The organism is Sedimenticola thiotaurini (assembly GCF_001007875.1).
In the GTDB taxonomy this organism is placed as follows: domain Bacteria; phylum Pseudomonadota; class Gammaproteobacteria; order Chromatiales; family Chromatiaceae; genus Sedimenticola; species Sedimenticola thiotaurini.
On record NZ_CP011412.1, the window covers coordinates 1,082,120 to 1,108,129 of the forward strand.

20 protein-coding genes and 3 tRNA genes are annotated in these 26,010 nt (G+C 56.4%); 2 read left to right on the forward strand and 21 right to left on the reverse strand.

The genetic code is table 11. From position 1 onward, the window contains the following. Positions 1 to 2 precede the first annotated feature (2 nt). Positions 3 to 1,046 (forward strand): succinylglutamate desuccinylase/aspartoacylase family protein, encoded by a 1,044-nt coding sequence (locus AAY24_RS04765; RefSeq protein WP_046858719.1) that lies wholly within the window; start codon positions 3 to 5, stop codon positions 1,044 to 1,046. 1,365 nt (positions 1,047 to 2,411) lie between these two features. Here the strand turns inward: AAY24_RS04765 and AAY24_RS04770 are convergent. The 13 genes from AAY24_RS04770 to AAY24_RS04830 form a co-directional block, all read right to left on the reverse strand. Beyond that, complete coding sequence (locus AAY24_RS04770; protein ID WP_046858720.1) at positions 2,412 to 3,815, reverse strand: NAD(P)(+) transhydrogenase (Re/Si-specific) subunit beta; 1,404 nt, start codon at positions 3,813 to 3,815, stop codon at positions 2,412 to 2,414. A 15-nt stretch (positions 3,816 to 3,830) separates the two neighbouring features. Beyond that, a complete protein-coding gene (locus AAY24_RS04775) occupies positions 3,831 to 4,115 on the reverse strand; it encodes a proton-translocating transhydrogenase family protein (RefSeq protein WP_046858721.1) in 285 nt (94 codons plus the stop codon). A gap of 138 nt (positions 4,116 to 4,253) precedes the next feature. After that, the gene (locus AAY24_RS04780; RefSeq protein WP_046858722.1) at positions 4,254 to 5,357 is read right to left on the reverse strand and encodes a Re/Si-specific NAD(P)(+) transhydrogenase subunit alpha; all 1,104 of its coding nucleotides are present in this window, start codon (positions 5,355 to 5,357) and stop codon (positions 4,254 to 4,256) included. A gap of 305 nt (positions 5,358 to 5,662) precedes the next feature. Further along, entirely contained in the window at positions 5,663 to 6,316 is a 654-nt protein-coding gene (locus tag AAY24_RS04785; RefSeq protein WP_046858723.1) for an alpha/beta hydrolase, read from the reverse strand. A 77-nt stretch (positions 6,317 to 6,393) separates the two neighbouring features. Then, the gene (locus AAY24_RS04790) at positions 6,394 to 8,709 is read right to left on the reverse strand and encodes an ATP-dependent DNA helicase (RefSeq protein ID WP_335337212.1); all 2,316 of its coding nucleotides are present in this window, start codon (positions 8,707 to 8,709) and stop codon (positions 6,394 to 6,396) included. Further along, positions 8,679 to 10,355, reverse strand: a complete 1,677-nt coding sequence (locus AAY24_RS04795) for a VRR-NUC domain-containing protein (protein ID WP_046858725.1) — start codon at positions 10,353 to 10,355, stop codon at positions 8,679 to 8,681. Before AAY24_RS04795 ends, AAY24_RS04790 begins: the two co-directional genes overlap by 31 nt. Before the next feature lie 262 nt (positions 10,356 to 10,617). Next, entirely contained in the window at positions 10,618 to 12,075 is a 1,458-nt protein-coding gene (locus AAY24_RS04800; RefSeq protein ID WP_046858726.1) for a sulfatase family protein, read from the reverse strand. 51 nt (positions 12,076 to 12,126) lie between these two features. Next, complete coding sequence (locus tag AAY24_RS04805) at positions 12,127 to 14,958, reverse strand: FAD-binding and (Fe-S)-binding domain-containing protein (protein WP_046858727.1); 2,832 nt, start codon at positions 14,956 to 14,958, stop codon at positions 12,127 to 12,129. A gap of 102 nt (positions 14,959 to 15,060) precedes the next feature. Beyond that, on the reverse strand, positions 15,061 to 15,474 hold the full coding sequence (locus AAY24_RS04810; RefSeq protein WP_046858728.1) for an aconitase X swivel domain-containing protein: 414 nt from the start codon (positions 15,472 to 15,474) through the stop codon (positions 15,061 to 15,063). Then, positions 15,474 to 16,700 carry an aconitase X gene (locus AAY24_RS04815; protein ID WP_046858729.1) on the reverse strand — a complete coding sequence of 409 codons (1,227 nt, stop codon included), beginning with the start codon at positions 16,698 to 16,700 and terminating at the stop codon, positions 15,474 to 15,476. The genes AAY24_RS04810 and AAY24_RS04815 overlap by 1 nt, the downstream gene beginning before the upstream one ends. 37 nt (positions 16,701 to 16,737) lie before the next feature. Beyond that, on the reverse strand, positions 16,738 to 18,033 hold the full coding sequence (locus AAY24_RS04820) for a TRAP transporter large permease (RefSeq protein WP_234422244.1): 1,296 nt from the start codon (positions 18,031 to 18,033) through the stop codon (positions 16,738 to 16,740). A gap of 2 nt (positions 18,034 to 18,035) precedes the next feature. Beyond that, complete coding sequence (locus AAY24_RS04825; RefSeq protein ID WP_046858730.1) at positions 18,036 to 18,524, reverse strand: TRAP transporter small permease; 489 nt, start codon at positions 18,522 to 18,524, stop codon at positions 18,036 to 18,038. Between the two features lie 96 nt (positions 18,525 to 18,620). Then, positions 18,621 to 19,622 (reverse strand): TRAP transporter substrate-binding protein, encoded by a 1,002-nt coding sequence (locus tag AAY24_RS04830; protein ID WP_082117038.1) that lies wholly within the window; start codon positions 19,620 to 19,622, stop codon positions 18,621 to 18,623. 215 nt (positions 19,623 to 19,837) lie between these two features. On the opposite strand from AAY24_RS04830, the gene AAY24_RS18870 reads away from it, so the two are divergent. Further along, entirely contained in the window at positions 19,838 to 20,623 is a 786-nt protein-coding gene (locus AAY24_RS18870; RefSeq protein ID WP_082117039.1) for a GntR family transcriptional regulator, read from the forward strand. A gap of 39 nt (positions 20,624 to 20,662) precedes the next feature. Here AAY24_RS18870 and AAY24_RS04840 read toward each other — a convergent pair. The 8 genes from AAY24_RS04840 to AAY24_RS04875 form a co-directional block, all read right to left on the reverse strand. Then, positions 20,663 to 20,750, reverse strand: a tRNA-Leu gene (locus tag AAY24_RS04840). A 23-nt stretch (positions 20,751 to 20,773) separates the two neighbouring features. After that, positions 20,774 to 20,847: transfer RNA gene (locus AAY24_RS04845), tRNA-Cys, on the reverse strand. Positions 20,848 to 20,946: 99 nt separating this feature from the next. Beyond that, positions 20,947 to 21,022 (reverse strand) — tRNA-Gly (locus AAY24_RS04850). A 64-nt stretch (positions 21,023 to 21,086) separates the two neighbouring features. Next, on the reverse strand, positions 21,087 to 21,671 hold the full coding sequence (gene pgsA, locus AAY24_RS04855) for a CDP-diacylglycerol--glycerol-3-phosphate 3-phosphatidyltransferase (protein WP_046858732.1): 585 nt from the start codon (positions 21,669 to 21,671) through the stop codon (positions 21,087 to 21,089). 6 nt (positions 21,672 to 21,677) lie between these two features. After that, the gene (uvrC, locus tag AAY24_RS04860) at positions 21,678 to 23,507 is read right to left on the reverse strand and encodes an excinuclease ABC subunit UvrC (RefSeq protein WP_046858733.1); all 1,830 of its coding nucleotides are present in this window, start codon (positions 23,505 to 23,507) and stop codon (positions 21,678 to 21,680) included. Between the two features lie 7 nt (positions 23,508 to 23,514). Further along, on the reverse strand, positions 23,515 to 24,144 hold the full coding sequence (locus AAY24_RS04865) for a uracil-DNA glycosylase (RefSeq protein WP_046858734.1): 630 nt from the start codon (positions 24,142 to 24,144) through the stop codon (positions 23,515 to 23,517). Between the two features lie 3 nt (positions 24,145 to 24,147). Continuing rightward, a complete protein-coding gene (locus AAY24_RS04870; RefSeq protein ID WP_046858735.1) occupies positions 24,148 to 24,792 on the reverse strand; it encodes a response regulator in 645 nt (214 codons plus the stop codon). A 212-nt stretch (positions 24,793 to 25,004) separates the two neighbouring features. Next, a complete protein-coding gene (locus AAY24_RS04875; RefSeq protein WP_046858736.1) occupies positions 25,005 to 25,964 on the reverse strand; it encodes a hypothetical protein in 960 nt (319 codons plus the stop codon). Positions 25,965 to 26,010: the final 46 nt, after the last annotated feature.

The following is a 26,010-nucleotide window of genomic DNA, read 5'->3' on the forward strand; positions in this document are numbered from 1 at the left end:
TCATGGACAAACCACTTCGTATCGGAACCGAAGAGGTGTTACCGGGACAGAATCTCACCATCGACCTGCCCCTTGCCCAGCTTTATACCCATACCCCCATGACCATGCCGGTACATGTCATTCGGGGGCGCCGGGCCGGCCCGCGACTGTTTGTCTGCGCCGCCATTCACGGTGACGAGATCAACGGCGTGGAGATTATTCGTCGACTGCTGAGCCTGCCACTACTGAAGAAACTTCGCGGTGACCTGATCGCCGTCCCCATCGTGAATGTACCTGGCTTCCTGCAACGCTCCCGCTATCTGCCCGATCGCCGTGACCTGAACCGCTCTTTTCCCGGCTCGGAAAAGGGTTCATTGGCCGGTCGTGTGGCCCACCTGTTTCTCAACGAGATTGTGGCCCAGTGCAGCCACGGTATTGATCTGCACACAGCCGCCATCGACCGGGCCAATCTGCCCCAGGTGCGTGCCAACCTGGATGACCCTATCGCTGCCGCCATGGCAGAGGCTTTTCGCACACCGGTCACCCTCAACGCCAACCTGCGCGACGGATCGGTCCGCCAGGCCGGCGCCACCCTGGGTATACCCATGATTGTCTATGAGTGCGGCGAGGCACTGCGTTTCGATGAACACTCGATTCGTATCGGGCTGCGGGGCATCGTGCGGGTCATGCGCCACCTCGGCATGCTACCGGCAGCCCGGGCTACCCGCAGCAAACAGGCATCAGTGGTGACCCACACCAGCGCCTGGGTGCGTGCCTCCCAGAGCGGCATTCTCAGGGCGGTGGCACCATTGGGTGCCAGCGTGGAGAAAAACAGTATCCTCGGTTACATCAGCGACCCTTTTGGCGAGAGTGAGACCCAGGTCATCTCACCCTGGCGCGGCATTGTCATCGGTCGCACCACGCTACCGTTGGCTTACCAGGGCGAAGCGCTCTATCACATCGCCCGACTCGGTCGGAATGAGATGGAACAGTTGGAAGATGCCATACAGGAAGAGGATCCGTTGCCTGCCATTCCCTATCTGCAGGATGAGCCGGTGATTGTTTAGTGAGGTGAGTTTGGCACGCCAAAAGAACGATGTGTCAGTAACATCGCTGATCGTGTTAAACGGGAGTTTTGGCCAATTGTATCAAGTGATCTGTGTCACGATGAACAAACCGGATTGGTAGGACCGATAACCGTGCACTGCCCCGTTCAGCCTGTCGAGCATCACAGAGCTGAGCGGAAAAAGGCTTGGATACCTTTGGCCACAAAAGTACCTCGCCGAAGGCCGCAAGGCCGGGCGAAATGCCTTTGGCAGGTCAAGCATTGCTTAACTATTAGCTGCCAAAAGTCTTTGCTAAAAAGCGGTTCCGGCCCGCTGGGCCGGGTTACTTTTACGGGTAAAAGTAACCAACCCCCCCGCTCCACCACGCCACCCCTGCGGGGTCCCCAGTGTTTCTCGCCAGCAACGGGGCGCGCATAACTCGCTGCGCTCAAACAGATGCGCGCCTTTGTCCGTCCCTGGCTGCGATACTCGGTGGCGTGGAAGTCGGATCTTTCTGCGGAACCCAAACCCTTAATAACGCTTTTTATTATGAACATGCCGAATGGCAGGCCGTATGATAGCGCACCTTCCCGTTCAGCTTGTCGAGCATCGCAGGGCTGAGCGGAATCAAGCGTGAAATTGTCTGAGCCGCATAGCGGCGAGTTTTTTCACGCGCCGCTCAGGCCGAGAAGCGCAGAGCACCCGAAGGGCAGGCTGACCGGGGAAAGGCTTTTGGATACTTTTGGCCACAAAAGTACCTCGCCGAAGGCCGCAAGGCCGGGCGAAATGCCTTTTGCTGGTCAAATATTTGTTAACTATTAGCGGCGAAGAGTCTTTGTTAAAAAGGGGTTCCGGCCCATTGGGCCGGGTTACTTTTACGGGTAAAAGTAACCAAAACCCCCGCTCCACCACGCCACCCCTGCGGGGTTCCCTGCGTTTCTCGCCAGCGACGGGGCGCGCATAACTCGCTGCGCTCAAACAGATGCGCGCCTTTTTCCGTCCCTGGCTGCGATACTCGGTGGCGCGGAAGTCGGATTACCTTGCGGAACCTGAATCTCGGGGGCTATTTTCTGATGAACGAGCAGATTGGCAGGCTGTATATTCGTGCGCCTTCCCGTTCAGCCTGTCGAGCATCGCAGGACTGAGCGGAATCAAGCATGAAATTGTTTGAGCCGCATAGCGGCGAGTTTTTTTCACTCGCCGCTCAGGCCGAGAAGCGCAGAGCACCCGAAGGGCAGGCTGACCGGGGAAAGGCTTTTGGGTACTTTTGGCCACAAAAGTACCTCGCGAAAGGCCGTCAGGCCGGGCGAAATGCCTTTGGCAGGTCAATCCCTTCTTCCCCCTCACCTGAAAAGATCTTTCCCCTTCGAGTTACTCAAGCGGGATTCAGTGCCCCCCACCTTTCAGCGCATTGGCCAACCCCTCGCACACATCCTTGGCATCACCGAAGATGAGCGAACAGTTGTCCTGGTAGTAGAGCAGATTATCCACACCGGCATAACCGGGATTCATGGAGCGCTTGATGACGTAAATCTGTTTCGCCTTGGAGACATCCAGGATCGGCATACCGTGAATCGGGCTGGAGGGATCGGTCTTCGCCGCAGGGTTGGTGACGTCGTTGGCACCCACCACTAGCGCCACATCGGCGGTTGGAAACTCCGGATTGATCTCGTCCATCTCCAACACATGGTCGTAGGGAATATCCGCCTCCGCCAGCAGTACATTCATATGGCCCGGCATACGCCCGGCCACCGGATGGATAGCAAACTTCACCTCCACGCCACGTTCCAGCAGCAGTTCCATGAACTCCTTGAGGGCGTGTTGCGCCTGTGCCACCGCCATGCCGTAACCGGGAATGATGATCACCTTGTTGGCATCCTCCATCCAGTAGATGGCATCTTCCACGGAAGCGGAACGGACACCCTTTTCCACCGCCTGGGCCGCCGCACTGGATACCCCACCGGAGGAATCACTGCCAAATCCACCGAACACCACGTTGATAATGGAACGGTTCATCGCCCGACACATGATGTAAGAGAGAATGGCGCCGGAGAATCCCACCAGGGCACCGACAATAATCAGCAGGTTATTCTGCAGCGTGAAACCGGTGGCCGCCGCGGCCCAGCCGGAGTAACTGTTGAGCATGGAGATGATCACCGGCATGTCAGCACCGCCGATGGGGATAATCAGGGTGAAACCGAGCACAAAGGCCAGCAGAGTCATCAGCACCAGGGAGACCACGCTCTCGGTCATGCCGAAGTGCACACCGAAGGCGACAATGACCAGGGCCAGCACCGCATTCAGCATATGCTGCCCTTTGAAGATCACCGGCTTGCCACTGATGATGCCCTGCAACTTACCAAAGGCGATCACCGAACCACTGAAGGTGATGGCACCGATCACGATACCCACCGACAGTTCGGTCATCAGTACCGGATTCAGGGTGCCGGCGGCGGCCCGGTTGATGTAGGTGCCGATCGCCACCAGCACCGCAGCCATACCGACAAAGCTGTGCAGTGCCGCCACCAACTGGGGCATAGCGGTCATCTTCACTTTCGAGGCCAGTAGCGCACCGATGGCGGCACCGGCAATCACACCGGCCACGATGAAACCGTATGACTGCACCTCGGCCCCCAGCAGGGTGGCCCCGATAGCCAGTACCATACCGGCCATACCGTAGTAGTTGCCACGCCGTGCGGTAGCCGGGTGGGTCAACCCTTTGAGGGCAAAAATGAACAGAATAGCGGAAACCAGATAGGCAACCGCCTGGTAGTTAGCTGAAATCTGCATGGTTGTCCGGCTCCCCTACTTCTTCTTTTTAAACATGGCGAGCATGCGGTTGGTCACCAGAAAGCCACCAAACACATTGATCGAGGCCAGCAGCACCGCGAAGAAACCCATGATCTCCGCAGCCACACTCGCCTCCTCAAGCCCGGTCACCAAAAGCGCACCGACGATGATGATTCCCGAAATGGCGTTGGTCAGCGATACCAGCGGCGTATGCAGTGACGGGGTGACACCCCAGATCACGTAATAACCAATAAAACAAGCAAGCACAAAAACGTAGAGTGCTACCAATGTATCAGGCATTTGACTGCCCTCCTGTTCGATTCCAATCGTGCCGTCCGGCCCTCCATGAGCATTGTCCCATGGCAACCCGATGCGGCCCCGAAAAACTGTAACGGTGATACTTCAGATCCCGACCTGACGGTCCGGCGATTACCGGGATCAGCTCCCGGTCTCGGGCCTGACCAGTGCCGCCTGGGTGATCTCATCCTGTTCGAAATCATTCAGCACCGGTTTGCCCTCCTCCACACTGACCATAATATCCAGCAGGTTGGCGATATTCTTGGCGTAGAAGGCGCTGGCATCCGACGGCATCATGGCGGGATAGTTGGTGTGTCCCACCAGAATCACGCCATCCTTGTTGACCACCTGGTCTTTTTCCGTCAGGGGACAGTTGCCGCCGCTCTCCGCCGCCAGGTCCACAATTACCGAACCTTCACGCAGCCGCTTGACCACCTCTTCGGTGACCAGAACAGGTGCCGGACGGCAGGGGATCAGTGCGGTGGTAATCAGGATATGGGCCTTGCTCAGCTCATCCGCCAGCAACTGCTGCTGTTTCGCCTTGGCTTCATCTGACAGCTCTTTGGCGTAACCCCCCTCGCCTGAACCGCTCTCACCGATATCCAGGTCGATCGGTTTGGCACCCAGTGAGAGTATCTGCTCCCGGGTCTCCGGCCGGATATCATAGGCGTATACATCCGCACCCAGGCGGCGCGCCGTGGCGATAGCCTGCAGACCGGCAACCCCCACACCCAGCACCACCACCCGGGCCGGCTTGGCTGAACCGGCCGAGGTCATCATCAGCGGAAAGAAGCGCCCGAAGCGGGTAGCCGCCTCAATGACCGCACGATAACCGGCAATATTGCTCTGGGAGGAGAGTGCGTCCATGGACTGGGCACGGGAAATACGTGGCACCCGCTCCAGCGCTATGGGTCGAATGTTCTTGTCGAACAGGGCACGCAGCGTCTCATCCTGTTCGCAAGTCTCCATAAAACCGACCAGCACCGAACCTTCAGACATCATGGCGATCTCTTCCAGGTCTGGTTTACGCACTTTCAGCACAATGTCCGCCGCCAGGGCAGTGGCCCGGTCCACCAGGGTGGCTCCGGCCTGCTCATACTCGGCATCCGTAAAATGGGCGCCGCTACCGGCCCCCCGTTCCAGCAGTACAGAGAACCCCTTGGCGACCAGCTTCTTGACCACATCAGGTGTGGAAGCGACCCTTGTCTCCCCCTGCCGTATCTCTTTTGGAACCCCTATTTTCATATCGTTCAGCTTTCTGAAATTTCCCGAAAAACGTTTAATTTTTTAATAAAAACAGTCCATTATCTTTTCTAGAACAGGCGGTGTACAAGTGAGTAATGTTATGGAATGCCAAAGATTTTTTTATCCATTCCGTTTTACCGAAATAACGTCCTGCCAATCCGACAATATCCCTGCGGAAAGCCGGTTAAACATTCAATAGAGTGTAGTGGCATTTTCCTTGACTGCCAGCAGGTTGGGACAACGGGGCCCGGAATCACCGACCCGGCTAATATCCGGCCTGACGCCTCTCTGAAACGAGTTGGCAACTAGAGCGAGAGTCGCTGCCGGACAAAGCGGGCGATGTTGGCGACCTCTTCCATACAGAGGGTGTGCTCCATGGGATAGGTGAGATACTCCGGCTGATAACCCAGGGCGACCAGTTGGTCCCGCGCTTTTTGACCGAGCATTTCCGGCACCACCGGATCCTCGCTGCCGTGATGCAGCTGAATGGCAAGCGTCCCGTTGGCGCGATGGGGAGTAATGGTGTCGGCAGTGGCAAAATAGGTGGACATGCCGATGAGACCGGCCAGCGGCCGGGGATAGGTCAGGGCCACCTGGTAGCTGACCGCTCCGCCCTGTGAGAAGCCCGCTACCATAATCCGCCGGGAGTCGATGCCCTGCTCCACCTGTTCATCGATCAGTTCCGCTACCGCCCTGGCGGATGCCAGCAACTGAACCTGATCGATCCGGCGATCGATATCCATCTCCAGGATGTCATACCAGGCCGGCATGACATAACCACCGTTTACTGTCACCGGCAGTTGCGGGGCATTGGGAAACAGGAAGCGTATCCCGGCGCTGTCCGGAAGCCGCAGTTCCGGCACCAACGGGATAAAATCCTCCCCGCTGGCACCCAGTCCGTGCAGCCAGATAATCGCTGCATCAACGGTATCGCCGGTTTCCAACTCGATAATATTCATGCATCACATCCTATCAACAAACCAGCCGGTCCACATATTTATCTGAAGTCCGGCCACATCAATGCAGCAATCTGGCATCAGGTCCGGGAATCAGAGGGGTGTGGCAATCCCCACCAGTCCGGCAACAGCTGTTGCACCCGGGGATCGGCGTAACGGTCATCGATCAGTACCACTACGCCGGTATCGTCGGGACCGCGGATCACCCGACCTGCCGCCTGGGACACCTTCTGCAAGCCAGGATAGAGATAGGTATAGTCATACCCCTTGCCATAGCGCTGCTGCAGCCGGTCACTCAAGACCCGGTGCCAGGGGTCAAACGGCGGCAGCCCCAGGGTGGCGATGAACACCCCGATCAGGCGACTACCCGGCAGATCTATTCCCTCGGCAAAGGCCCCACCCAGCACGGCAAAGCCAACCCCCTGCCCCGCCTCCCGGAACTGATGGATAAAGTCGTTGCGCGCCTGATCCGACATACCCGGCTGCTGGCGCCAACCGGGGATATGGGGAAACGCTGTCTGAAACCGCTCATGGATCGCCTCCAGGTAGGCGAAACTGCTGAAATAGGCCAGGTAGTTACCGGGCTTGCGCTGAAACTGCGCCGCGATCAGTTGCACAATGGGCTCTACTGAGTCCTGGCGGTGCTGCAACCGGGTGCTGATACCGGTCTCCAGCCTCACCTGGAGTTGTTGCTGATGGAACGGGCTATCCACATCCAGCCAGCGCACCGTGTCGGGCAGTCCCAACAGCTGCTGGTGATAATCAGCCGGCCGCAGGGTGGCCGAAAAGAGCAGACTACTATCGGCGCTGTCAAACCGTGGAGCCAGGAAATCGGCAGGAATCAGGTTGCTGATAGCCAGACATCCACGCCCCCGGCGTGGCAGGCTGAGGCTGCAAAGGGAGTGATCATCGAACAACTCACTCAGCCGGAGAAATCCCAGTAGTTCAAACAGCAGCTGTTGCAGATCGGCATCAGCCGGGTGTTCACTGAGAAAGTCACTGATCGCCGCCACCGCGCCGTGGGCCGCACCCAGCAGTCCAGCCGGCAGCGCCTCAAGCTGCTGTTGCCTATCCCCCCTCGCCTTGTCGATCCGGCTCAGACCCTGTTTGGCCAGGGTGTCACTCCAGGCCCGGGCCAGACGGGTGAAGGGACGCTTCAACGCCGGGTGAGTCTGGCGCTTCAGAGCCAGCAGCCGCTGCTGCTGCAGCTCGGTGCTGTACATGCCCCGGGCCCGATCGACCAGATTATGGGCCTCGTCCACCAGCAGGCCGACGCGCCAGCCGTTCTGCTTGGTGAGGGCATGCAGAATGGCCTGTTGATCGAAATAGCGGTTTACATCGGCAATCACCAGGTCACACCAGCGGGCCATCTCCTGGGCCAGATAGTAGGGACAGAGTTCATAATCCAGTGCAATGGCGCGCAGCCGCGCCTCATCCAGGATACCGGTGTCGGCAACCGCCGCGTCCCGGGCAGCAACCAGCTTGTCGAAGAAGCCCCTGGCCAGGGGACAGGATTCACCATGGCAGGCCAGCTGCGGATGCTCACAGCTCTGTTCGCGGGAGGCCAGCACCAGTACCCGCAGCGGCAGTGGTCGATCCTGCCGCTGCCGGATCCTTTCCACCCCGGCTACCGCCAAACGGCGCCCGGTGTTGCGCGGTGTCAGGTAGAACAGCCTATCCAGCGGCCGTCTGGCCATGGCCATCAGGGCGGGAAACAGGGTGCCCAGGGTTTTGCCGATCCCGGTCGGGGCCTGCAACATGACACTCTGGCCGGTACAGATCGAGCGGTAAGCCTGCTCTGCCAGCTGACGCTGTCCCGGCCGGAAATCATCAAACGGAAAACGCAGTCCGGCCAGGGCCCGGTCCCGTCGTTCCCGATGGGCCTGTTCCCGTACCGCCCAGGCGGCGTAGACCCGACACAACGACTGCAGAGCCTGCCACAAAGCTTCGGCCGAGGCCCGCTCGGTCAGGGTGGTCTGCCGCTCCCGATCCAGATCAAAATAGGTCAGGCGCAACTCGATGCTGTCCAGCGACCGGGCCGCACACAGCAGTGCGCCATACACTTTCAGCTGAGCCCAGTGCAGTGCCTGCTGCGCCTCGGGCAGCCGCTCCAGGCTGCCGCGATGGGTTTTGATCTCCTCGATATAGCCCGTCGTGGCGTCATAGCCGTCCGCCCGGCCCACCAGTTCAAGGCCTTCACAGGTTCCGCTCAACGGATACTCCGCCTGGTACCCCGGCTCACGTCCCTTCTGCACCCGTCCGTGTCCCTCTATCCCCTCCCTGGCGGTGGGTGATGGTGTGTAACGGTGGTCCAGGTCGCCACGTCGCGCAGCGAACTCACACAGAGATTTAACCGCCACCCGCATCACTCCGGCTCCATCCACTGCACCTGACACAGCAGCACCGGAATATCCTGGGCCAGGCAGTAGTCAAACCAGCGCCGTTGATTATCCTGCAGACGATCCCCCGGTCCCTTCACCTCGATCAGGCGGTAGCGCCCCTCTTCTGGCCAGAACTGCACCAGATCCGGCAGGCCGGAGCGATGCTGCCCCGGATCCTCCAGCAGACGCCGGAACATGCGCTTGAGATGGTCGGCGGGTATGCACTGCAGGGCGAGTTCCAGCAGCGTCCTATCCAGGCTCGGCCAGTGCACAAAAGGGGAAGCAATACCCTGTTTCTGTTCATAGGTCTGAACAATGTATTCTCGGTAATCACCCCGATCCAGTGCCGCCAGGCAGGCATCAAACAGCGCTTGGCGTCGCGTTACAAAATCATCCCGGTAGAGATCCGCCGGGCCGGCGTGAAACGGGTGAAAAAAGGCCCCCGGCAAGGGGGCGTAGATTGCCGACCAGCAGAGCAGGCCGAACAGCCCATTGATCAGGGTATTCTCCACATAAAAGAGTACCGTATCCGGCTCAGTCAGGTAGCGGGCCACCGCCTGCTCCACGCTGACATCCTTCAGGGGTGGCAGGCCCAGATCCATCACCGGAATGACCGGTCGGGGATCGGCGACTGGCGCGGATCGGCCCAGTTTTCTGGCGACACGTCTCAGAAGCCGTTCAATCGCTTCCCGCTGTGCCGCCGGGACGGGCGACGCCAGCGACCGCTCGGCCAGTTCGACCGCCTCAGTCAGCTGACCCTGGCGCTCCAGCACCCGCAACCAGCGCACCCGGGCCTCACTATGGCTGCTCTGGATATAGGCCTGGATAGCCAGATCCAGCTGTCCACCCCGCTCCGCCTTGTGCCCCAGGGCATAAAGCAGCCGCCCACGACGACTCTCCAGCCAAGGATTGACAGCTGTTTCGGAAGGAATCGCCGCCAGCACCTCGGCCAGTGACACCTCCTGTTCCAGTGCCTCGCGGCAGCGTTGCAGATGCAGATAGGCATCCACCTCTGCCCGGCTCTGAAAGGCACGGGAGGTGCGCTTGAATTCCACTTTCTCATAGCGTTGATGACCCAGTTCGGTCAGGACAAACTCACTCCAGCTCTGGCGCAGATTGCCGAAGAACAGTAACCGGACCCGTTCGAACAGGGGCGTATCGGTCACCTCCACCAGCTGTGTCGATGTATCCGGCCACCAGGAATGGAGAGGGGCTGGCGGCAAGGTCTGGGTGGTCAGAGCATCACGCATCGCCCCCTTGGAGACGCTGCTCGGCAGACCGCTCTGTTCAAGCCGGCGGGCAAACACCACAACCAGTTCCCGGCGGGTCAGGAGTCGGAACAGATCCTCCAGTGCCAGCACCGGCTGTGGATCCAGCCAGGCGGCCTTGAACAGCGGCTCCAGCGCCTGGTCAAGTGGCACGCCAAGCTCCGGATAGTTGAGCTTGTCCAGCCGAAACAGGGTCCCCTTGCGCATCACAAGTCGCACCAGCAGCGCCTGGGCTGCCCGGGGAAGCGAGTCGAACTGCTGCAAACGATCAGTTTCGGATCGGCTCAGGAGATCCCGATGGTGGGACAGTATCCAGGCAAGCACACTGCGGAAATTCGCCAGGTAGTAGAGCGGATCATCCAGGGGAGCAGCAATGGGTAGTGGTGTGGTCACCCATTTATTATGTCCCAGTCGTACAGGGCTTGGAATGCGCAGACAAAAATTTCCAGCCGCGGCTTAAACGGTTCCCAGATCCCGCCGGGTTCCCGATCACGGGCCCTGCATCATTGAAGAGTGATTTATAAGCTGTTCAACCAATCGATCTCTGATTCCGGGCCGGCCAATCGCAATGCCTCGACCAGAATCACGCACTGTATGCTGTCCAGACTGACACAGCCACCCAACGGAAAATATGACCCGGTGCCTATAGCCTGTATCAGCGCAGATCGGCACCTGAACCCGGCGTCGGTGAAAAACCCAGATCACCCCGGGCGATAACCACTTCACGTCCACCATGTTGATTAAGCAGTGCTTCCTGAAAGGCTTTCGCACGCCGATCGGTCTCCACCGGATCCAGCTGTTGTTCCAGTTCCGCCAGCAGCTCAGCCCGGACCGTCTGACAATCCGGCTCCGCTGCCAGGTCGATCAGCTCTTCGGGATCCAGTACCAGGTTGAACAGCTCCGGCGGATAAGCGGGATCGGCGTAGTGAATATATTTCCACTCCCTCCGGCGTACCATGTAGGCGGCGGTGCGTGATCCCATACCATGGTATTCGCTGATGATTACCCGGTTACAGTCTGGCTGTTGCCATTGTTGCGTCAGGGAGATACCAGGTCGCACGGTATCATCCCCTTCGGCTCCCACCGTCTCCAGGATAAAGGGGTGCACGTCCAGCAGTGAACAGGGTGCCGAAAGCCGTCGCCCGGCGGGGATATACGGTCCTTTGGCAATCAGGGGCACGGAAACGGCCTCCTCATACATATTGGATTTTCCCCACAGTCCCCGGGCGCCCAGGGAGTCTCCGTGATCGGAAAGATAAAGGACCCGGGTTGAATCAGACAACCCGGTTCTGTCCAACGCCCCCAGTACCTTGCCCACCTGCTCATCCAGAAAGGTACACAATCCAAAATAGCCGGCAATCGCTCGCCGAACATTGTCCGCATCTTCAAAATGATCGTCGTAGCAGAAGGATCGAGCATAATCCTGGTGGAACGGATGGGAGGGAATCTGACCATACTGCTTTGGCATGGGGAGATCGGGATCGTTGTAATAACGATAATAGTATTCTGGCGGCGCTGTCAGGGGAAAATGGGGCGCGACAAAAGAGACAAATAGGCACCACGGCTTTGCATGATCCCGGTTTGCCGCCTCCTGCAACCATATCTGCGCCCGGGCGGCGATCTCCCGATCATACAGCGTGTAGGAGGACTCTCCGGGACCGGCCAGCCTGGCCATCTTCCAGGCATTTCCACGTACTGGAAGATCGTCACGAACCAACCCCATCAGATCCCCTTTGCCGTCGAGTACATGCAGGGGAATCTGTTCTTCGCTGAAACCGTGGTCACGCCCTTCACCGCTGAAATGGAGCTTACCGATAGATACCACCTGGTGCCCCTGTTGTCGCAGAGTGTGATGCCAGGAGACCTCCCTGCCATCGTAAGGTGTGGCATTGTCCCAGTAGCCAATCTGGTGGACCGGTCGCCCCGTAGCAAAGGCCGCCCGCGCCGGCACACAGACCGGGGAAGGTGTATAGGCATTTTCAAATACGGTGCCGGAAGCGGCCAGCGCATCCAGATGGGGAGTCGAAACCAGTTCATGGCCATAACACCCCAGGTATTTTGGGTTATGCTCATCCGACATGATAATGACCAGGTTTTGATTTTCATGCTTCATAATCAAACTCACTATGATCGATAATGTCTATGGGATATTTCAACCGACCACTTAATCATTGGGTGCCACAAAGCAGCGATCCACCAAGTAGGCTATCGACCGGTAAGGAATGCCGGCGTGGCGCGACAGGCCGATCTCGCAGGTGCGACTGTTGGAGACACCCTCCCGGCAGGTTGCCGGCAACTGTCCTTTAAGCCGACTCAGGGCACTGGCATTCAGTTCGGGATAGATATACCCCCGATCACCAGCAAAGCCGCAACAACCCGTCTCTTCCGGCATGAAAATTTCATCGGCGCAGGCTTTGGCGATCTCGATCAGATCATTATCCAGATTCATCTTTCGTGTCGAACAAGTGACATGCACGGCGATATTTGGAACGCGCTTAACCTGTTTCAGTTCGGGCAGAATATACTCCCGAATGAAGGTCACTGTATCCAGCACCCGCATCGGTTTCTCAAACAGTTCAACCATGCGAGCCGTACAGGGACTGGTATCGCAAAGAATGGGCAATCTGCCCTCGTTCGAGGCCACCCACAGAGCCTCTTCCAGACGGGCCAGGGAAGCACGGGCAGTATCCCCCACCCCCCTACTCTCGTAAGGCATGCCACAACACTGTGTGTTCATATTATCCGGCGTGATAACATCAAAGCCCGCTTTATTGAGCAGATTCATCATTACTTGCGACAGGTCTCGGCTTTCCGGATCGTTACTGGACGTACCCAGCGTACGACTTACGCAGGCGGTGAAATAGACACAGAGCTTATCTTTTTCACGTTCCCCATCGATTAATTCAGTCAGCGGGAGATTGGAAGCACCACGAGCATCATACCGATCCCAAGCCGGCAGACGATTGCCGCTTAACCTGCGGACTCCCCTGCTGAGGGACTCAACCGGTGCCGGTCCCACTAGTTTGCTTATACCGTGCAGTGATCGCAGGGCAAACCGGGTTGCTGCGGTCACTCCTGCCATGCGCCGATCAACCCAGCGGGAGATGCCACCCGCCGCTGCACTGGAGTGTTGCGCCCGTAGCGATTTGATCATGGCGCCGGTATCTATACCCACAGGACAACGGGAGGCACAGAGACCATCCGTGGCGCAGGTATCCATACTCGCATAACGGTAGCCGGTATTCAGCGCCTCCAACGCCACGGTATCACCCAAGCGCTCCAGGCGGGCCTGTTCCCGCAGGGCGACAATTCGCTGGCGAGGTGACAGAGTCAGATTACGGGAGGGACAGATGGGTTCACAGAAACCACACTCGATACAGCGATCGACCCGAGGATCAGCAGCCGGCAGTGGTTTGAGGTTTTTCAAGTGGATCTCTGGATCATCGTTAATTATAACGCCGCGGTTGAGCAGACCTCGGGGATCAAACAGGGTCTTGATTTCACGCATCAAGGCATAGGCTTCCGCGCCCCACTCCATCTCCACAAATGGCGCCATGTTGCGCCCCGTACCGTGTTCCGCCTTGAGCGACCCCTGATACTCCACCGTGACCAGGTTCGCCACCTCATCCATTAACTTGCGATATCGCTGAATCGCCTCATCGCTAGAGAACTCGGGAGTGAAGACAAAGTGCAGATTGCCAGCCAGAGCATGGCCGAAGATAATGGCCTCTTCATAGCCATTGCTGTGAAGCAGTTCCTGTAACTGGCGTGTGGCTGCTGCCAGATCCTCGACGGGGAAGGCCACATCCTCGATCACACAGGTAGTGCCGGCAGGACGCACCGCACCCACAGCGGGGAACAGTCCTTTGCGGATACCCCACAGGCGCGCATACTCAACCGGATCCTCGCTGAACTGCACCGGCTGAGCGGTTTCAAAACCGGCGATAACCACCGTTACCGCATCCATATTGGCACGCAGTGTGGCGGAATCCGGACCACGTATATCAATCAACAGTGCCGCCCCATCCGGTCCCAGCGACTGTAGGTGATCCGGCTGACCGGGCAGGTCCTGAACGGAACGTAGCGCCGGACGATCCATCAACTCTACCGCATCCACCGGCATTTCTTTCAGCGCCGTTACCGTACGACAGGCCTCTTCCAGGTTATGGAACAACACCAGCGCGGTTGCCTTGTGAGGATGGTCGGGCACGGTACGGTAGGTGATTTCCGAAATAAACCCGAGTGTACCTTCGGAGCCGATCATCAGATGTGGAATCACATCAATAGGATCCTGGTAATCGAGCAGGGCATTAATCCCATAACCCGTGGTGTTCTTCATTCGGAATTTATGACGAACCCGTTGGGCAAGTACCGGATTATCCGCAAGCCGTGCAACCAGCTGTTCAATACCCCGCAGAAGCGTCTGATGCTCTTCCCGGAATCGCTCGACCGATACCGGGTCGGCGGTATCCAGTACGCTGCCATCGACAAACACGATGCGCATGGCATCCAGGGTGTGGTAACTGTTCTGGGCCGTTCCACAACACATGCCCGAGGCATTGTTCGCCGCGATACCGCCAATCTTGGCGGTACCAATGGAAGCTGGATCGGGTCCGATTTTTTTATTGAGCGGTGCCAGGTAGGCATTCGCCTGTGCCCCAATGACGCCCGGCTGCAGCCGGATAGTGCTGCCATCCGGTGAAATCTCATAGTCCCGCCAGGCGTTGCCTTCAAGCACGGCCAGCACCGAGTCAGTGACCGCCTGGCCAGACAGACTGGTACCAGCCGCACGAAAAGTAACCGGTACTCCAAACTGGTTGACCGCAGCCAGCAGACGTACCACTTCCGATTCATCGACCAGTTTAACCACCAACTTGGGCACCAGCCGATAGAAGGAGGCATCGGTGCCGTAGGCGAGTGTGCGCAACGGATCATCGATCAATCGTTCATTGGGAATAAAGGCAGACAGCGCTGCTTTAAGGGCACTATGGGACATGGTTTTCGGGTTCTGTCAGTGAATGGGTTGCAACCAACAGTCCGGCTCAAACTGAATCGGACTGTTGGCCTGATAGAGATGCACTTACTTCAGGCGCATCGGTCAGTCCCGGTTTAATACCGTCACCAGGCCGGCATCAGGATCAACAACCACCTGATCACCCGTTTTCAGCAGGCTGGTCACATCGCCGTCTTCAAAACGATCACACATGGTAAGCTCTGCCAAAGCCGCACCCTGGGCAAGAATCGTATTGGCCGCGTTGAACAGAATCGCCTTCGGCACAATATTTCTGGATTTCATCTCATGCAACATCCAGGCAGTTGCAACACCGCCCTTGGCGGTGTTCAACACCAGAATCTTGTCCCGGTAGGACTCTCCTGCCAGTTTGTGTTGTGGCCGTGAGAATACACCTTTAATACGGTCCAGGTCATAACGGGCGGAAAAGTTGTCATCAGCAACCAGAGCCTCACCTTCCACCTTGGAACCAATACCTTTGTGACACTTAAACTCAATCATTAGACTATCTCTCCGGCAATAGCAGAAGCCACACAATCTTCCATGCTGGCCAAAGCGGGCTGATAACCGTATCCACCCAGAATATTCACGATTTTTGTTGAGTTACTCAGCAACCGTTTCCAACCATTGGCAACACCGATTTCCCGTGCATATTGGTTGTAGAAACAGGTTCCCTCAAGAACCTTGCCGCCACTCGCTTCGATGGTTTCCACCAGTTTCATCCGCACGGCGTCCGCATAGACCTGGGGCGAGGTACAGACCAGCATCGGTGTCTTGAGCGTCTGGCCGGCGCAAAGATCGGCAACCTGCTGCATCTCCACCAGCGACAGCTGTGGCGCGGCAAAGACCACCACATCCACCTTGTCGCCACGTCCACCAAAACCGGAACGCAGAGCATTCAGGTCCGCAGCGGTGATCTCTTCAGCCTTAAGCTTTTCTCCGCCAACAGCAGCAAGCGTTGGCGACTCCGGCGTGATACCCACCAGGTGGAACAGCGGGATAGAGCCGAAACTGGCCATGGCTGCTCCCATGTGCTTCAGGTCATCAGAGGTTGGCACCACTTCCAGCCCTTCAATAACGGGTACTTCCCAATAGGACCCCGCCAGCTTGCCAACCAGCGCTCCCAGCACACCCCAGTCGGTCAAACCCTTGGGTTGCTGGCGCACCACAAAGCGCCGGGTCGCACGCCGCATTTCGTCCAGGTGCAGACCGTAACGGGGAGTACGGCCGGTAAGACCGGCCGCTAGTGCAGAAGGACCGCCTTCATAATTGGAACGGGCACCACAAACACTGTTGGAATAGATCACTACGCCGGTGTCACCAAAAGCCACGTGATCACCCAATACCGGTGACATAATGGTCTGGTAGTTGGTACAGGTGTTGGTCATCAGAATGCCCATTTTGGAACAGGCTTCGATGGTGCGACGATCCAGATCAGCCATCTCTTCCGTCTGTCCCAACGGCCTGTAGTAATTCAGATCCACGCCCCGTGGATCGGTAATCATCGGTATGGCGACCCGAGCGCCCTGATCGGCCAGCTTTTCCAAGAAGGAGACGCCCGCATCTCCGACTGATTCCGGGTCTGCCATCATGTGTGACTGACTCACCGGCACCAGGTCTTCAGCATCGAACATGCGCCCTACTTTGATCTGGTGGTCGATTGCCCAGCGTTTTGGCTCACCCATTTCACCGGCAAGCATGGCTTGTTCTTCATCATTAAGTCTCATAGTAGAGGCTCCTCAATTGATAGTTTTTCTGATGGACTTACTGCATGGATTCCGGTAACCAAAGGACAATCTCAGGCACCAGATAGATGAGATAAAGCATCGCAATCTGGATCAGCAGGAAAGGCAGGGCACCACGGGCCAGTTTCCATAGATCGATTTTTGAGATGCCATGGATCGTAAACAGATTCACGCCGATTGGCGGCGAGATCTGGGCGATCTCCATGGCGATGGCGGCAAATATCCCAAAGACAAGCGGGTTCATTCCCAGCTGTTCCGCTACCGGAAAAAAGATGGGTATAGAGATCAACAACATGGCTGCACTTTCCAGGAACATACCAAGCACGACGTAGGCCAGAATCATCAAGGTCACCGCATAAATTCCGCTGGCGTTCTCGATAATGGTGGCGGCAATCGCTTGGGGCACCTGTTCAAAGGTGAGAAAGTGCGCAAAATACTGGCCAAATACGATCAACATAAACAGCATCGCCGTTGTCGCCGTAGCCGTCACGGCCGCATCTTTCAACTTGGCAAAATCCAGTCGATTCTGCGCCACACCCAGGAGGGTCACATAGAGTACCGAGAGAGCACCTACTTCAGTCGGCGTAAATACGCCACTGTAGATTGCGACGATAATCACCACCGGCAACAGCACGATACCCAGAGAACTCCAGGTGGTCTTCACCTTCTGTTCCATTGACATGTTGTGGATTACCCGGACACGGGGTCGGGTAAGCAAAACGTAGATGGTAAACAGGGTGATCATAATGAGCCCCGGAACCACGCCAGCGATGAACAACTGACCGATAGAGGTTTCCGTAATAACGCCGTAAAGAATCAGCGGAATGGATGGTGGAATAATGATACCCAGCGTGCCGCCACCGGCAACGAAACCGCCCGCCCGACGCTCCCCGTATCCCTCCTCCAATAATAGAGGTATGGCAACCAGGCCCACAGTTGCCGCGGTAGCCACTGACGAACCGGAGATGGCCGCAAAAATACCACACGCCGTAATAGTCGCCACACCGAGAGAGTTGGGGATCGAGCCCGCCCACGCCTTGGTGACCTCAAACAGATCTCTTCCTGCATCGGTCCGCTGCATGATCGTGCCGGTCAGGATGAACAGTGGCAGTGCTACCAGTTCAAAAATCGATGCCCCCTGCCAAGCCACGTTGACCAGTCCCTTGAACACATGGAAGGGGTCTTCGATCAGCAGTGCCGCAGCAAAAGCTGCTATACCCATTGCTACAAATACCGGTACTGATATCAGCATCAGGGTGAAGAGAATGCCGATAGCTATAAAGCCAGCATAATCGTAGAAGAAGTCCATCATCATGATCAATCTCCTACGAGGTTGGCATCAACCGGCGGCTCACCGTTGGTCATCTGCACCAATGTCTGCAGGAACAATCCCAAGCCACCCAGCGGGATTGCCAGTTGTGGAATCCACAGCGGCACCTCTAACAGGGTGGCCGATACGATTTCATTGGTGATTGAATACCACATGAAATAGATGCCGGAACTGATGATCAACAGAGCGAACAACAGCGTGGCTATTTCGGATATGCGATCAAACACGTGACGTTTATTCGGGAACAGTTCCAGCAACAGGGTCACACGAAAGTGTGCGCCTTTCTGTACTGCCAACGCGTTACCCAGAAAACCCAGGAATATGAACGCATAGAGCGTGGTTTCGAATGCCCAAACAGTAGGGGCATTAAACGAACGGGCAATCGCCTCGTAAGCGATTGGAATACAGAGCAATATCATCAAGGTAACCGAAATGGCGGTCATCACTTGTCCGATCTTCTGGGCGAGCGAGATCATAGTCGTTGCCTCCAAAAAAGAGTAAACGCGACTCAGACAGTCTAAGGAGATTGAAAAAAAGGCGAGTCACCAACAGGCGACCCGCCCTGACACTGGTTAATCTTCGGCGAGAGCCGCCTGTACTTCTTTCGAGTAGGTCGATTTAGCGGCCAAGGTCAGTGGTTCCAATTTCTTGGCAAAGGAGTTCCACAGTTCCCCGTTCCGCTCCACAACGGTGACGACGTTACCACTGGCACGAACCTGGTCGATCAGGCTTTTCATCTTGTCAATGGCAAACTTCTGCATATGATCCCGTGCTTCGGTTGCCGCTTCCATAACGGCTTTTTGCAGTTTTGGTGAGAGACTATCGAACTTATCCTTGTTCATCACGTAGGCATCAATGATGGTGCCCATCACGCCATTCGGGACAAACATGTAAGAGGTGACCTCATAATGTTTCAGGCCCACGGCACCACCCAGGCCACTCATGGAACCCTTAACAGTGCCACGCTGCAGCCCCGAATAAACATCACCTACCCCCATAATGGTGGGAGCAGCCCCAAGCACCTGCAGCACTTCTGCGGTACCCTTTGATAACGCCCGGATGGGCATATCCTTAAAAGATTCCGGACCTTCAATTTTGAAATTGGCGGTCACTACCGGAGGACCGATATCAAACATGGCAAGAAGCACTGCACCCTCTTTTTGAAGCTGCGCATCAAAATAGTCGAAAACCTTATTTCCGGGCCTCAGGTTCTGATAGGTCCACTCCATCGATTTATCCCAGAGTGGCGTACTAAGAATCCCCACATCTGAAATACGACCCGACCAGTTGTCCAGAGTGGTCAGGGAGATATCAACCGTACCCTGCGGGATAGCAGTGGAGACAAACTGCTGCTTCACCATCTCACCGCCAGCAAATGTCTTCAGCCGGATCTCCCCGTCTGACTTCTCCTTAAGGAGCTTTTTAAATACCGGTACAAACTCAGCCACCTGAAAATGTTTCGGACTACCCCAGGAAGAGAGCGATAGTCGCTCAGCGGATACAGCCTGTGACGCCAGGGTGAAAGCTGTAGCAGTAATAGCGGTTGCACTTGCTTTTAATAGTTTTCTAATCACGTTGTCTCCTCACTTTCCACAATGCCAGTTTAAACAGGCTTTTTCTCCATAGTCGAGGAGAGCGCGATGACAGTAGTTACGCGACGCCCCTCAATTACTACGTAGTAATTAATACATAGCAATATTGAAGAGTCAACAATTTTATGGCACTGTTTCTCGCAACAACTACCAAGCAAGCAGTCGAATAGTGATATTGCAGGATAAAATATAAATTTATGGATAGTTACTCGCTTGAACGCCCCACCGAGTTTGTGCGCCGATATTGGCCACCTGATCCCAATCTACCCAAGCATGAGCAATTGAGAAGAGCATTGACCCAATCGATCATGGAAGGATTCTGGAAGGTCGGCGCCAGGCTTCCCACTGAAGCTGACCTGGTTGCCACCACACCCTGCGGACTTGCAACCGTTCAACGCGCTCTCAGAGAGTTGGTGGCTGATGGAATCATAGAAAGACGACGAGGCAGTGGTTCAGTAGTAGCAGATCTCAACGGACCGATTGAAGAGCCGTGGCACATGCGATTCCTGGATCCCACAAAAGGAAATACCGCCTATCTTCCTCTGTTTACCGAGGTACTTGATCGCCACATTCTGGAAGAACAAGGACCCTGGACTAACGCCATCGAGTCCGGCACCAATCCGGTAGTTAGGATTGATCGAATCTTTACGGTAAACAATGACTGCAGGATCTACTCAATCTTTTATGCCATCGCTTCCCGTTTTCCCGAGTTGATCGAACTACCGGTAGCCGCACTGGGGGGGAAAAACCTGAAAACCTTTATCGCCCGTCGTTATCACGTACCGGTGCACAAGGTGAAACAGAAGTTGCGATACGTAATCCCCCCCGCGGAAGTAGTGGAACATGGTGACTGCCCGGCCGGCTTTCCCGCCACCCTGTTTAACGTGATTGCCTACGGTCTCAATGGCGAACCGATGTATTACCAGGACTTTTACATTCCGCCGACGGACTACGAGCTGGATCTGGGCATCACAACAAAATAGCGGGAGCGCTAACAGATGGGGAGAAACAGATGAATTAAATGGTGCCCGGGGCCGGACTTGAACCGGCACGGTCGCAATGACCGGCGGATTTTAAGTCCGCTGCGTCTACCAATTTCGCCACCCGGGCAGAGAAGTTCTAAGCGGATAAAATGGAGGCTGAGCCCGGAGTCGAACCGAGGTAGACGGTTTTGCAAACCGCTGCATAACCACTTTGCTACTCAGCCATTTATCTGTATCGGTGCGGAAGTATCGGGCATTTCCCGTGAATTTTCCACCACCTGAAGAAGAAAACCCCGAGTCTTTGCCCGGGGTATTCCGAAACTTGGAGCGGGAAACGAGATTCGAACTCGCGACCCCAACCTTGGCAAGGTTGTGCTCTACCAGCTGAGCTATTCCCGCGTCTCCTGATGCGCGGGCTATTGTAATCGTCCAGCCGACCGTGTCAAGCTGAACATCGCACGGATCATTCGTTTTCCTCGGTTTGCGGAGCACCCTGTTGATTCAAACTGGGCCAGGCTGCGCGCAGATACAGAAACATGGACCACAGAGTGAGAATCACCGCCACGTAGAGCAATACAAAACCGATCGTATAAAGCGGCAGACCAAACAGATCATTTCGATAAATCAGTAAGAAGATTGCCGTCATCTGGAACGCCGTCTTGATCTTACCAATGGCAGATACCGCAATCTGGGCCCGCGCCCCGATCTCCGCCATCCATTCACGCAGAGCTGAAATCGTGATCTCCCGGCCGATAATCACCAGTACGGGAATTGCCAGTCCGGGGATCGGATCCTGCTGAACTAACAGAATCAAAGCGGCAGCTACCATCAGCTTATCCGCTACCGGGTCAAGAAATGCCCCCAGCGCCGAAACCTGCTCCAGTTTCCTGGCCAGATAGCCATCAAACCAGTCGGTGATTGCCGCCAGGGCAAAGACGAAAGCGCAGGCTTCCGCCGCATACTGCCAGGGCAGGTAGAACAGCACCACGAATACCGGGATCAACAGTATGCGCAGGAGTGTCAGTATGTTGGGTATATTCTGGAGCATGCTTCTCTATCTATCTTCATGAAAGACCGCGTAGATCTGTTCCGCCAGTTTACGGCTGATCCCTTCTACCCGTTCCAGATCGACAATGCCCGCCCGGGCAATGCCTTGCAACCCGCCGAACTGCTTGAGTAAACGTTGCCGCCGCTTTGAACCGATCCCGGGAATCTGTTCCAGCACAGAGGTTTTTCTGCTTTTCTCGCGCCGCTGTCGATGGCCGGTAATGGCAAACCGATGCGCTTCATCCCGAATCTGCTGGACCAGGTGCAGCGCGGGGGAATCAGCCGGCAGTATAATGGGGCTATCCTTACCGAACAAGAACAGCTGCTCCATACCCGGACGCCGATCGGGCCCCTTGGCCACCCCCACCAACTGCACGCCGACCACGGCCAACTCATCGAGTACATCGGCAGCCGCCCCCAATTGTCCCTTACCACCATCTATAAACAGTATATCCGGTAATACCCCCTCCCCCGATTGAAGGCGGGTATAACGCCGGGTCAGCGCCTGGGCCATGGCAGCATAGTCATCACCACCCTGTATCCCCTCGATATTAAAGCGCCGGTAATCAGACTTCACAGGACCCGTCGCATCAAACACCACACAGGAGGCTACCGTCAGTTCACCACTAGTATGGCTGATATCGAAACACTCCATCCGATTGGGGGGCTCATCCAGAGAGAGCGCCTGTTGCAGCAGCTCTATACGCCGTTGCATACCCGCCTTGCTGGCCAGTTTTGCATCCAGTGCAAGCTGCGCATTATGGGCCGCCATACGCAGGCCCTGGGCCCGATTACCACGCACCTGCTGGCGCAGTTTCACCTGGTGACCGGCCTCCTGGCCAAGCACCTCTTCAAGCAATGGTCTGTCCACGGGGGTATGGCTGAGGAGAATCTCCTGGGGGATCTGTTTGCCGATATAGTACTGGGTGATAAAGGCGGTCAGTATCTCTCCTTCCTGCTCAACACCCCCCGTGCTGGGAAAAAAACTCTTATTTCCCAGATTACGTCCGTTACGAATAAAAAACAGCTGTATGCAGGCAACGTCCCCCTTTACCGCACAGGCGATAATATCCATATCGCCCCGCTCACCGGTGATGTACTGTTTCTCCTGCACCCGGCTCAGGGCGGCGATCTGATCCCGTAACCGGGCTGCCTGCTCAAACTCCAGAGCAGCCGACGCCTTCTCCATCCGCTTCACCAATCCGTCAATCACCTGATTGGCCTTGCCCTCCAGAAACAGCACCGCATCCTTGACATCCTCAGCGTACTCCGCTTCCGAAATCAGTCCGACACAAGGCGCACCACAGCGCTTGATCTGGTACTGCAGGCAGGCTCTGGAACGGTTGTTATAAAAGGTGTTGTCGCACTGCCGGACAGGAAACAGCTTCTGCATCAGTTGCAACGTCTCCCGCATCGATCCGGCATTGGGATAGGGACCAAAATAGCGTCCTTTGGCCTGACGCTTGCCGCGATGATAGGCGAGCCGGGGGAACCGGTCAGCCGAGAGATAGATATAGGGATAACTCTTGTCATCCCGAAGCAGCACGTTGTATTTGGGCTTGAGGCTCTTGATCAGGTTATTTTCAAGAATCAGCGCCTCCGCCTCGGTATGGGTCACGGTCACTTCGATGGCGCGAATCTTGGATACCATCAGCTGAATACGACGATTCAGCGCCCGGGAGAAGTAACTGCTGACCCGCCGCTTCAGATCTTTGGCTTTGCCCACGTAGAGCACCGCACCCTCGGCATCGAGCATGCGATAGACACCCGGTAGCCGGGTCAGGTTCTTGAGAAAACTCTCGTGATCGAATACCGGGGTAGGATTCTTTGCCGCCATGAGGCAATTATAGAGCGTTCAGCAGTGCCCTGGCATGTACAAAAACTTCCTGAAACATTTCCGGGGTCAGGCGCCGGGTCTGGGTGTTGTACCGGCTACAGTGGTAGGAATCGATCAACTGCAGCCCGTTCGGCAGTTGGTGATGGGCGTCATGGGCAAATTTGCACGTGCTCTGCTTCAGACCGACCGCCTTGAGCACCGCATTATGGGCCACCAACCCGAGCGCTACGATCACGCCTGACCGGGGGACTGTGCTGAGCTCCTGGGCAAGATACTGATTACAAGTGTTGATCTCGCTGCCCACTGGCTTGTTCTGGGGCGGCAGGCACTTGACGGCATTGGTGATCCGACAATCCGTGAGTATCAGATCATCATCGGCCGACAGCGACTCCGGCTTGCTGCCAAACCCAAAGCGATGCAGGGTCTCATAAAGCAGGATACCGGCGTAGTCTCCGGTAAACGGTCGCCCGCTGGCATTGGCTCCGTGCATCCCAGGAGCCAGCCCCACTATCAGCAGTCGCGCCGCCGGATCTCCGAAGGGTGGTACGGGTCGGGCATAGTAATCCGGATGATCGGCCTTAACCTGATCAAGAAACGCCGCAAGACGCGGACACTGGCGACAGTCAGGATCAAACACTGACTATTTTTCCGTTGTAATCAAGCCGTGACGAATCGCCAACAGCGTCAATTCAACGTCTGTTTCCACGCCCAGTTTTTCAAACAGTCGATGCCGATAGGTGCTGACAGTCTTGGGACTGAGACAGAGTGAATCCGAGATAAACTGGGTTTTCTGCCCCTGGGTGATCATCATCAACACCTGCATCTCCCACTGGGAGAGCCGGTTGAAGGGGGAGTCCGGGTTGTTACCGGTCAGCATGGCCAAGGTCAGCTTTTGCGAAACTTCACTGGAGACGAAGGGTCGCCCGGAAGCGACCATCTTGATGGCTTGAAACAGCTCATCTGCCGGACACCCCTTGGTCAGGTAGCCAAGTGCCCCGGCCTCATGCAGTTGTTCAGGAAAAGGGGCATCGGAGAGCACAGTGACGGCGATCACCTGGGTGGATGGATTCTGTCGCCGAATACGCCGGGTCGCTTCGATCCCGCCGATTCCCGGCATATTAACATCCATCAGAACCAGATCGGGTTTCTCCTGCTTTGCCTTGAGAACCGCATCCTCGCCGCACTCTGCCTCTCCCACAACTTCGATACCATCGGAGCCCTGAAGAATATGACGAAACCCGGTGCGTACGAGTTCATGATCGTCGACAAGCAGTACCTTGATCACCCATTCACTCCGTAGGGTTGCATGCCCAGCAAATCGCAGAAAAAAGATAGGATATTAATAACTAAACGGCCATTTTAGAAACTAACTATATCATGTCTGGCTGTCAAGATGGATCAACCGGACGTTCCGTGACTCACGACTCAGCTTGGCGATCCGTCAAGGCGCACACCAGTTTTTCGGCAGTTTAAATGTCCCAACGGCCCAGGAACGCCCTATCCATACCTGTTTTCAAAAGCCGTAACAAAATCATCGTACCGGTCAATCGGCAGGTGGTTGATACCCGCTGCCCCGCTCCTGCCACCACCGGTCGGAAACTGACTGCACAACTCATCCGCCCCCTGCTTATTGGTCAGAGGCGCACGAACACTGACCTGGTATCCCCCCTGCCGGTTGAGCGTAACAACGGCATGGGCCTTCTGTGGGTCAGCATTGGCCAGCAGATTGCCAAACACCCCGCTGACACGACGTGCCCAGGCCTGATCCGGCAGCAGGTAAATAACCACCGCATCTGATTCAAAGTCGGGCTTGAGGGCATTGGCCCGGGCCATATCCTCGTTATAACCAGCGTGCAGTTGCCCATAACAGGAGTCTGCGTCGGCTATAAACTGTTCCGGATCCGGGTAGGCGAGCAGTGAACGATAAAGCCTGTCCGGGGAGACATGCAGATCATCAACAGACTCCCCATAGCCGTTATAGTTGAGACAGGTGCCCAGCACCCGTAGTCTCTCAAGCTGAGCCTGCGACAGCCCGACTCCCCGGCCAACACGCTCCGCCACCCCAACCAGGTTATCACCAAAGGCCGCCGTGACAGCCCAGGATACAAAACGCCCGTTCAGATAACGATTGATCAACAGGCTGGTGCAGACATCCGGAGAGGTATCGATTATGGTCTTCAATGCGGGATGGTCAGGAATCTCACCCGCCATGTGGTGGTCCACATAAAACAGCTCAACCCCGCCTGCCAATAAGCGCAGCAGATCATCCCGATTACGCGCCAGCGAGATATCCAGTACATTCACCTGATCACCAGCTACCGCATTTACCCGCCGCAACAAATTGATATCCCGTTTAACCCCCGTCACCAGCGTGCTCTCCAACGGCTCAGCCAGTCGTAGTTGCAAGAGTGCGCAGATACCATCGGCATCCCCGTTAAAGACATCAAAAGTTGCCATTAAAATGCTCCATAAAACCTATCCACCACTGAAAATCCCCTGTTTT

Coding starts and splice junctions, on each gene's coding strand:
- AAY24_RS04765 (WP_046858719.1), top strand. CDS start 3: ATGGACAAACCACTTCGTATCGGAACCGAAGAGGTGTTACCGGGACAG.
- AAY24_RS04770 (WP_046858720.1), bottom strand. CDS start 3,815: ATGCAGATTTCAGCTAACTACCAGGCGGTTGCCTATCTGGTTTCCGCT.
- AAY24_RS04775 (WP_046858721.1), bottom strand. CDS start 4,115: ATGCCTGATACATTGGTAGCACTCTACGTTTTTGTGCTTGCTTGTTTT.
- AAY24_RS04780 (WP_046858722.1), bottom strand. CDS start 5,357: ATGAAAATAGGGGTTCCAAAAGAGATACGGCAGGGGGAGACAAGGGTC.
- AAY24_RS04785 (WP_046858723.1), bottom strand. CDS start 6,316: ATGAATATTATCGAGTTGGAAACCGGCGATACCGTTGATGCAGCGATT.
- AAY24_RS04800 (WP_046858726.1), bottom strand. CDS start 12,075: ATGAAGCATGAAAATCAAAACCTGGTCATTATCATGTCGGATGAGCAT.
- AAY24_RS04805 (WP_046858727.1), bottom strand. CDS start 14,958: ATGTCCCATAGTGCCCTTAAAGCAGCGCTGTCTGCCTTTATTCCCAAT.
- AAY24_RS04810 (WP_046858728.1), bottom strand. CDS start 15,474: ATGATTGAGTTTAAGTGTCACAAAGGTATTGGTTCCAAGGTGGAAGGT.
- AAY24_RS04815 (WP_046858729.1), bottom strand. CDS start 16,700: ATGAGACTTAATGATGAAGAACAAGCCATGCTTGCCGGTGAAATGGGT.
- AAY24_RS04820 (WP_234422244.1), bottom strand. CDS start 18,033: ATGATGATGGACTTCTTCTACGATTATGCTGGCTTTATAGCTATCGGC.
- AAY24_RS04825 (WP_046858730.1), bottom strand. CDS start 18,524: ATGATCTCGCTCGCCCAGAAGATCGGACAAGTGATGACCGCCATTTCG.
- AAY24_RS18870 (WP_082117039.1), top strand. CDS start 19,838: ATGGATAGTTACTCGCTTGAACGCCCCACCGAGTTTGTGCGCCGATAT.
- pgsA (WP_046858732.1), bottom strand. CDS start 21,671: ATGCTCCAGAATATACCCAACATACTGACACTCCTGCGCATACTGTTG.
- uvrC (WP_046858733.1), bottom strand. CDS start 23,507: ATGGCGGCAAAGAATCCTACCCCGGTATTCGATCACGAGAGTTTTCTC.
- AAY24_RS04875 (WP_046858736.1), bottom strand. CDS start 25,964: ATGGCAACTTTTGATGTCTTTAACGGGGATGCCGATGGTATCTGCGCA.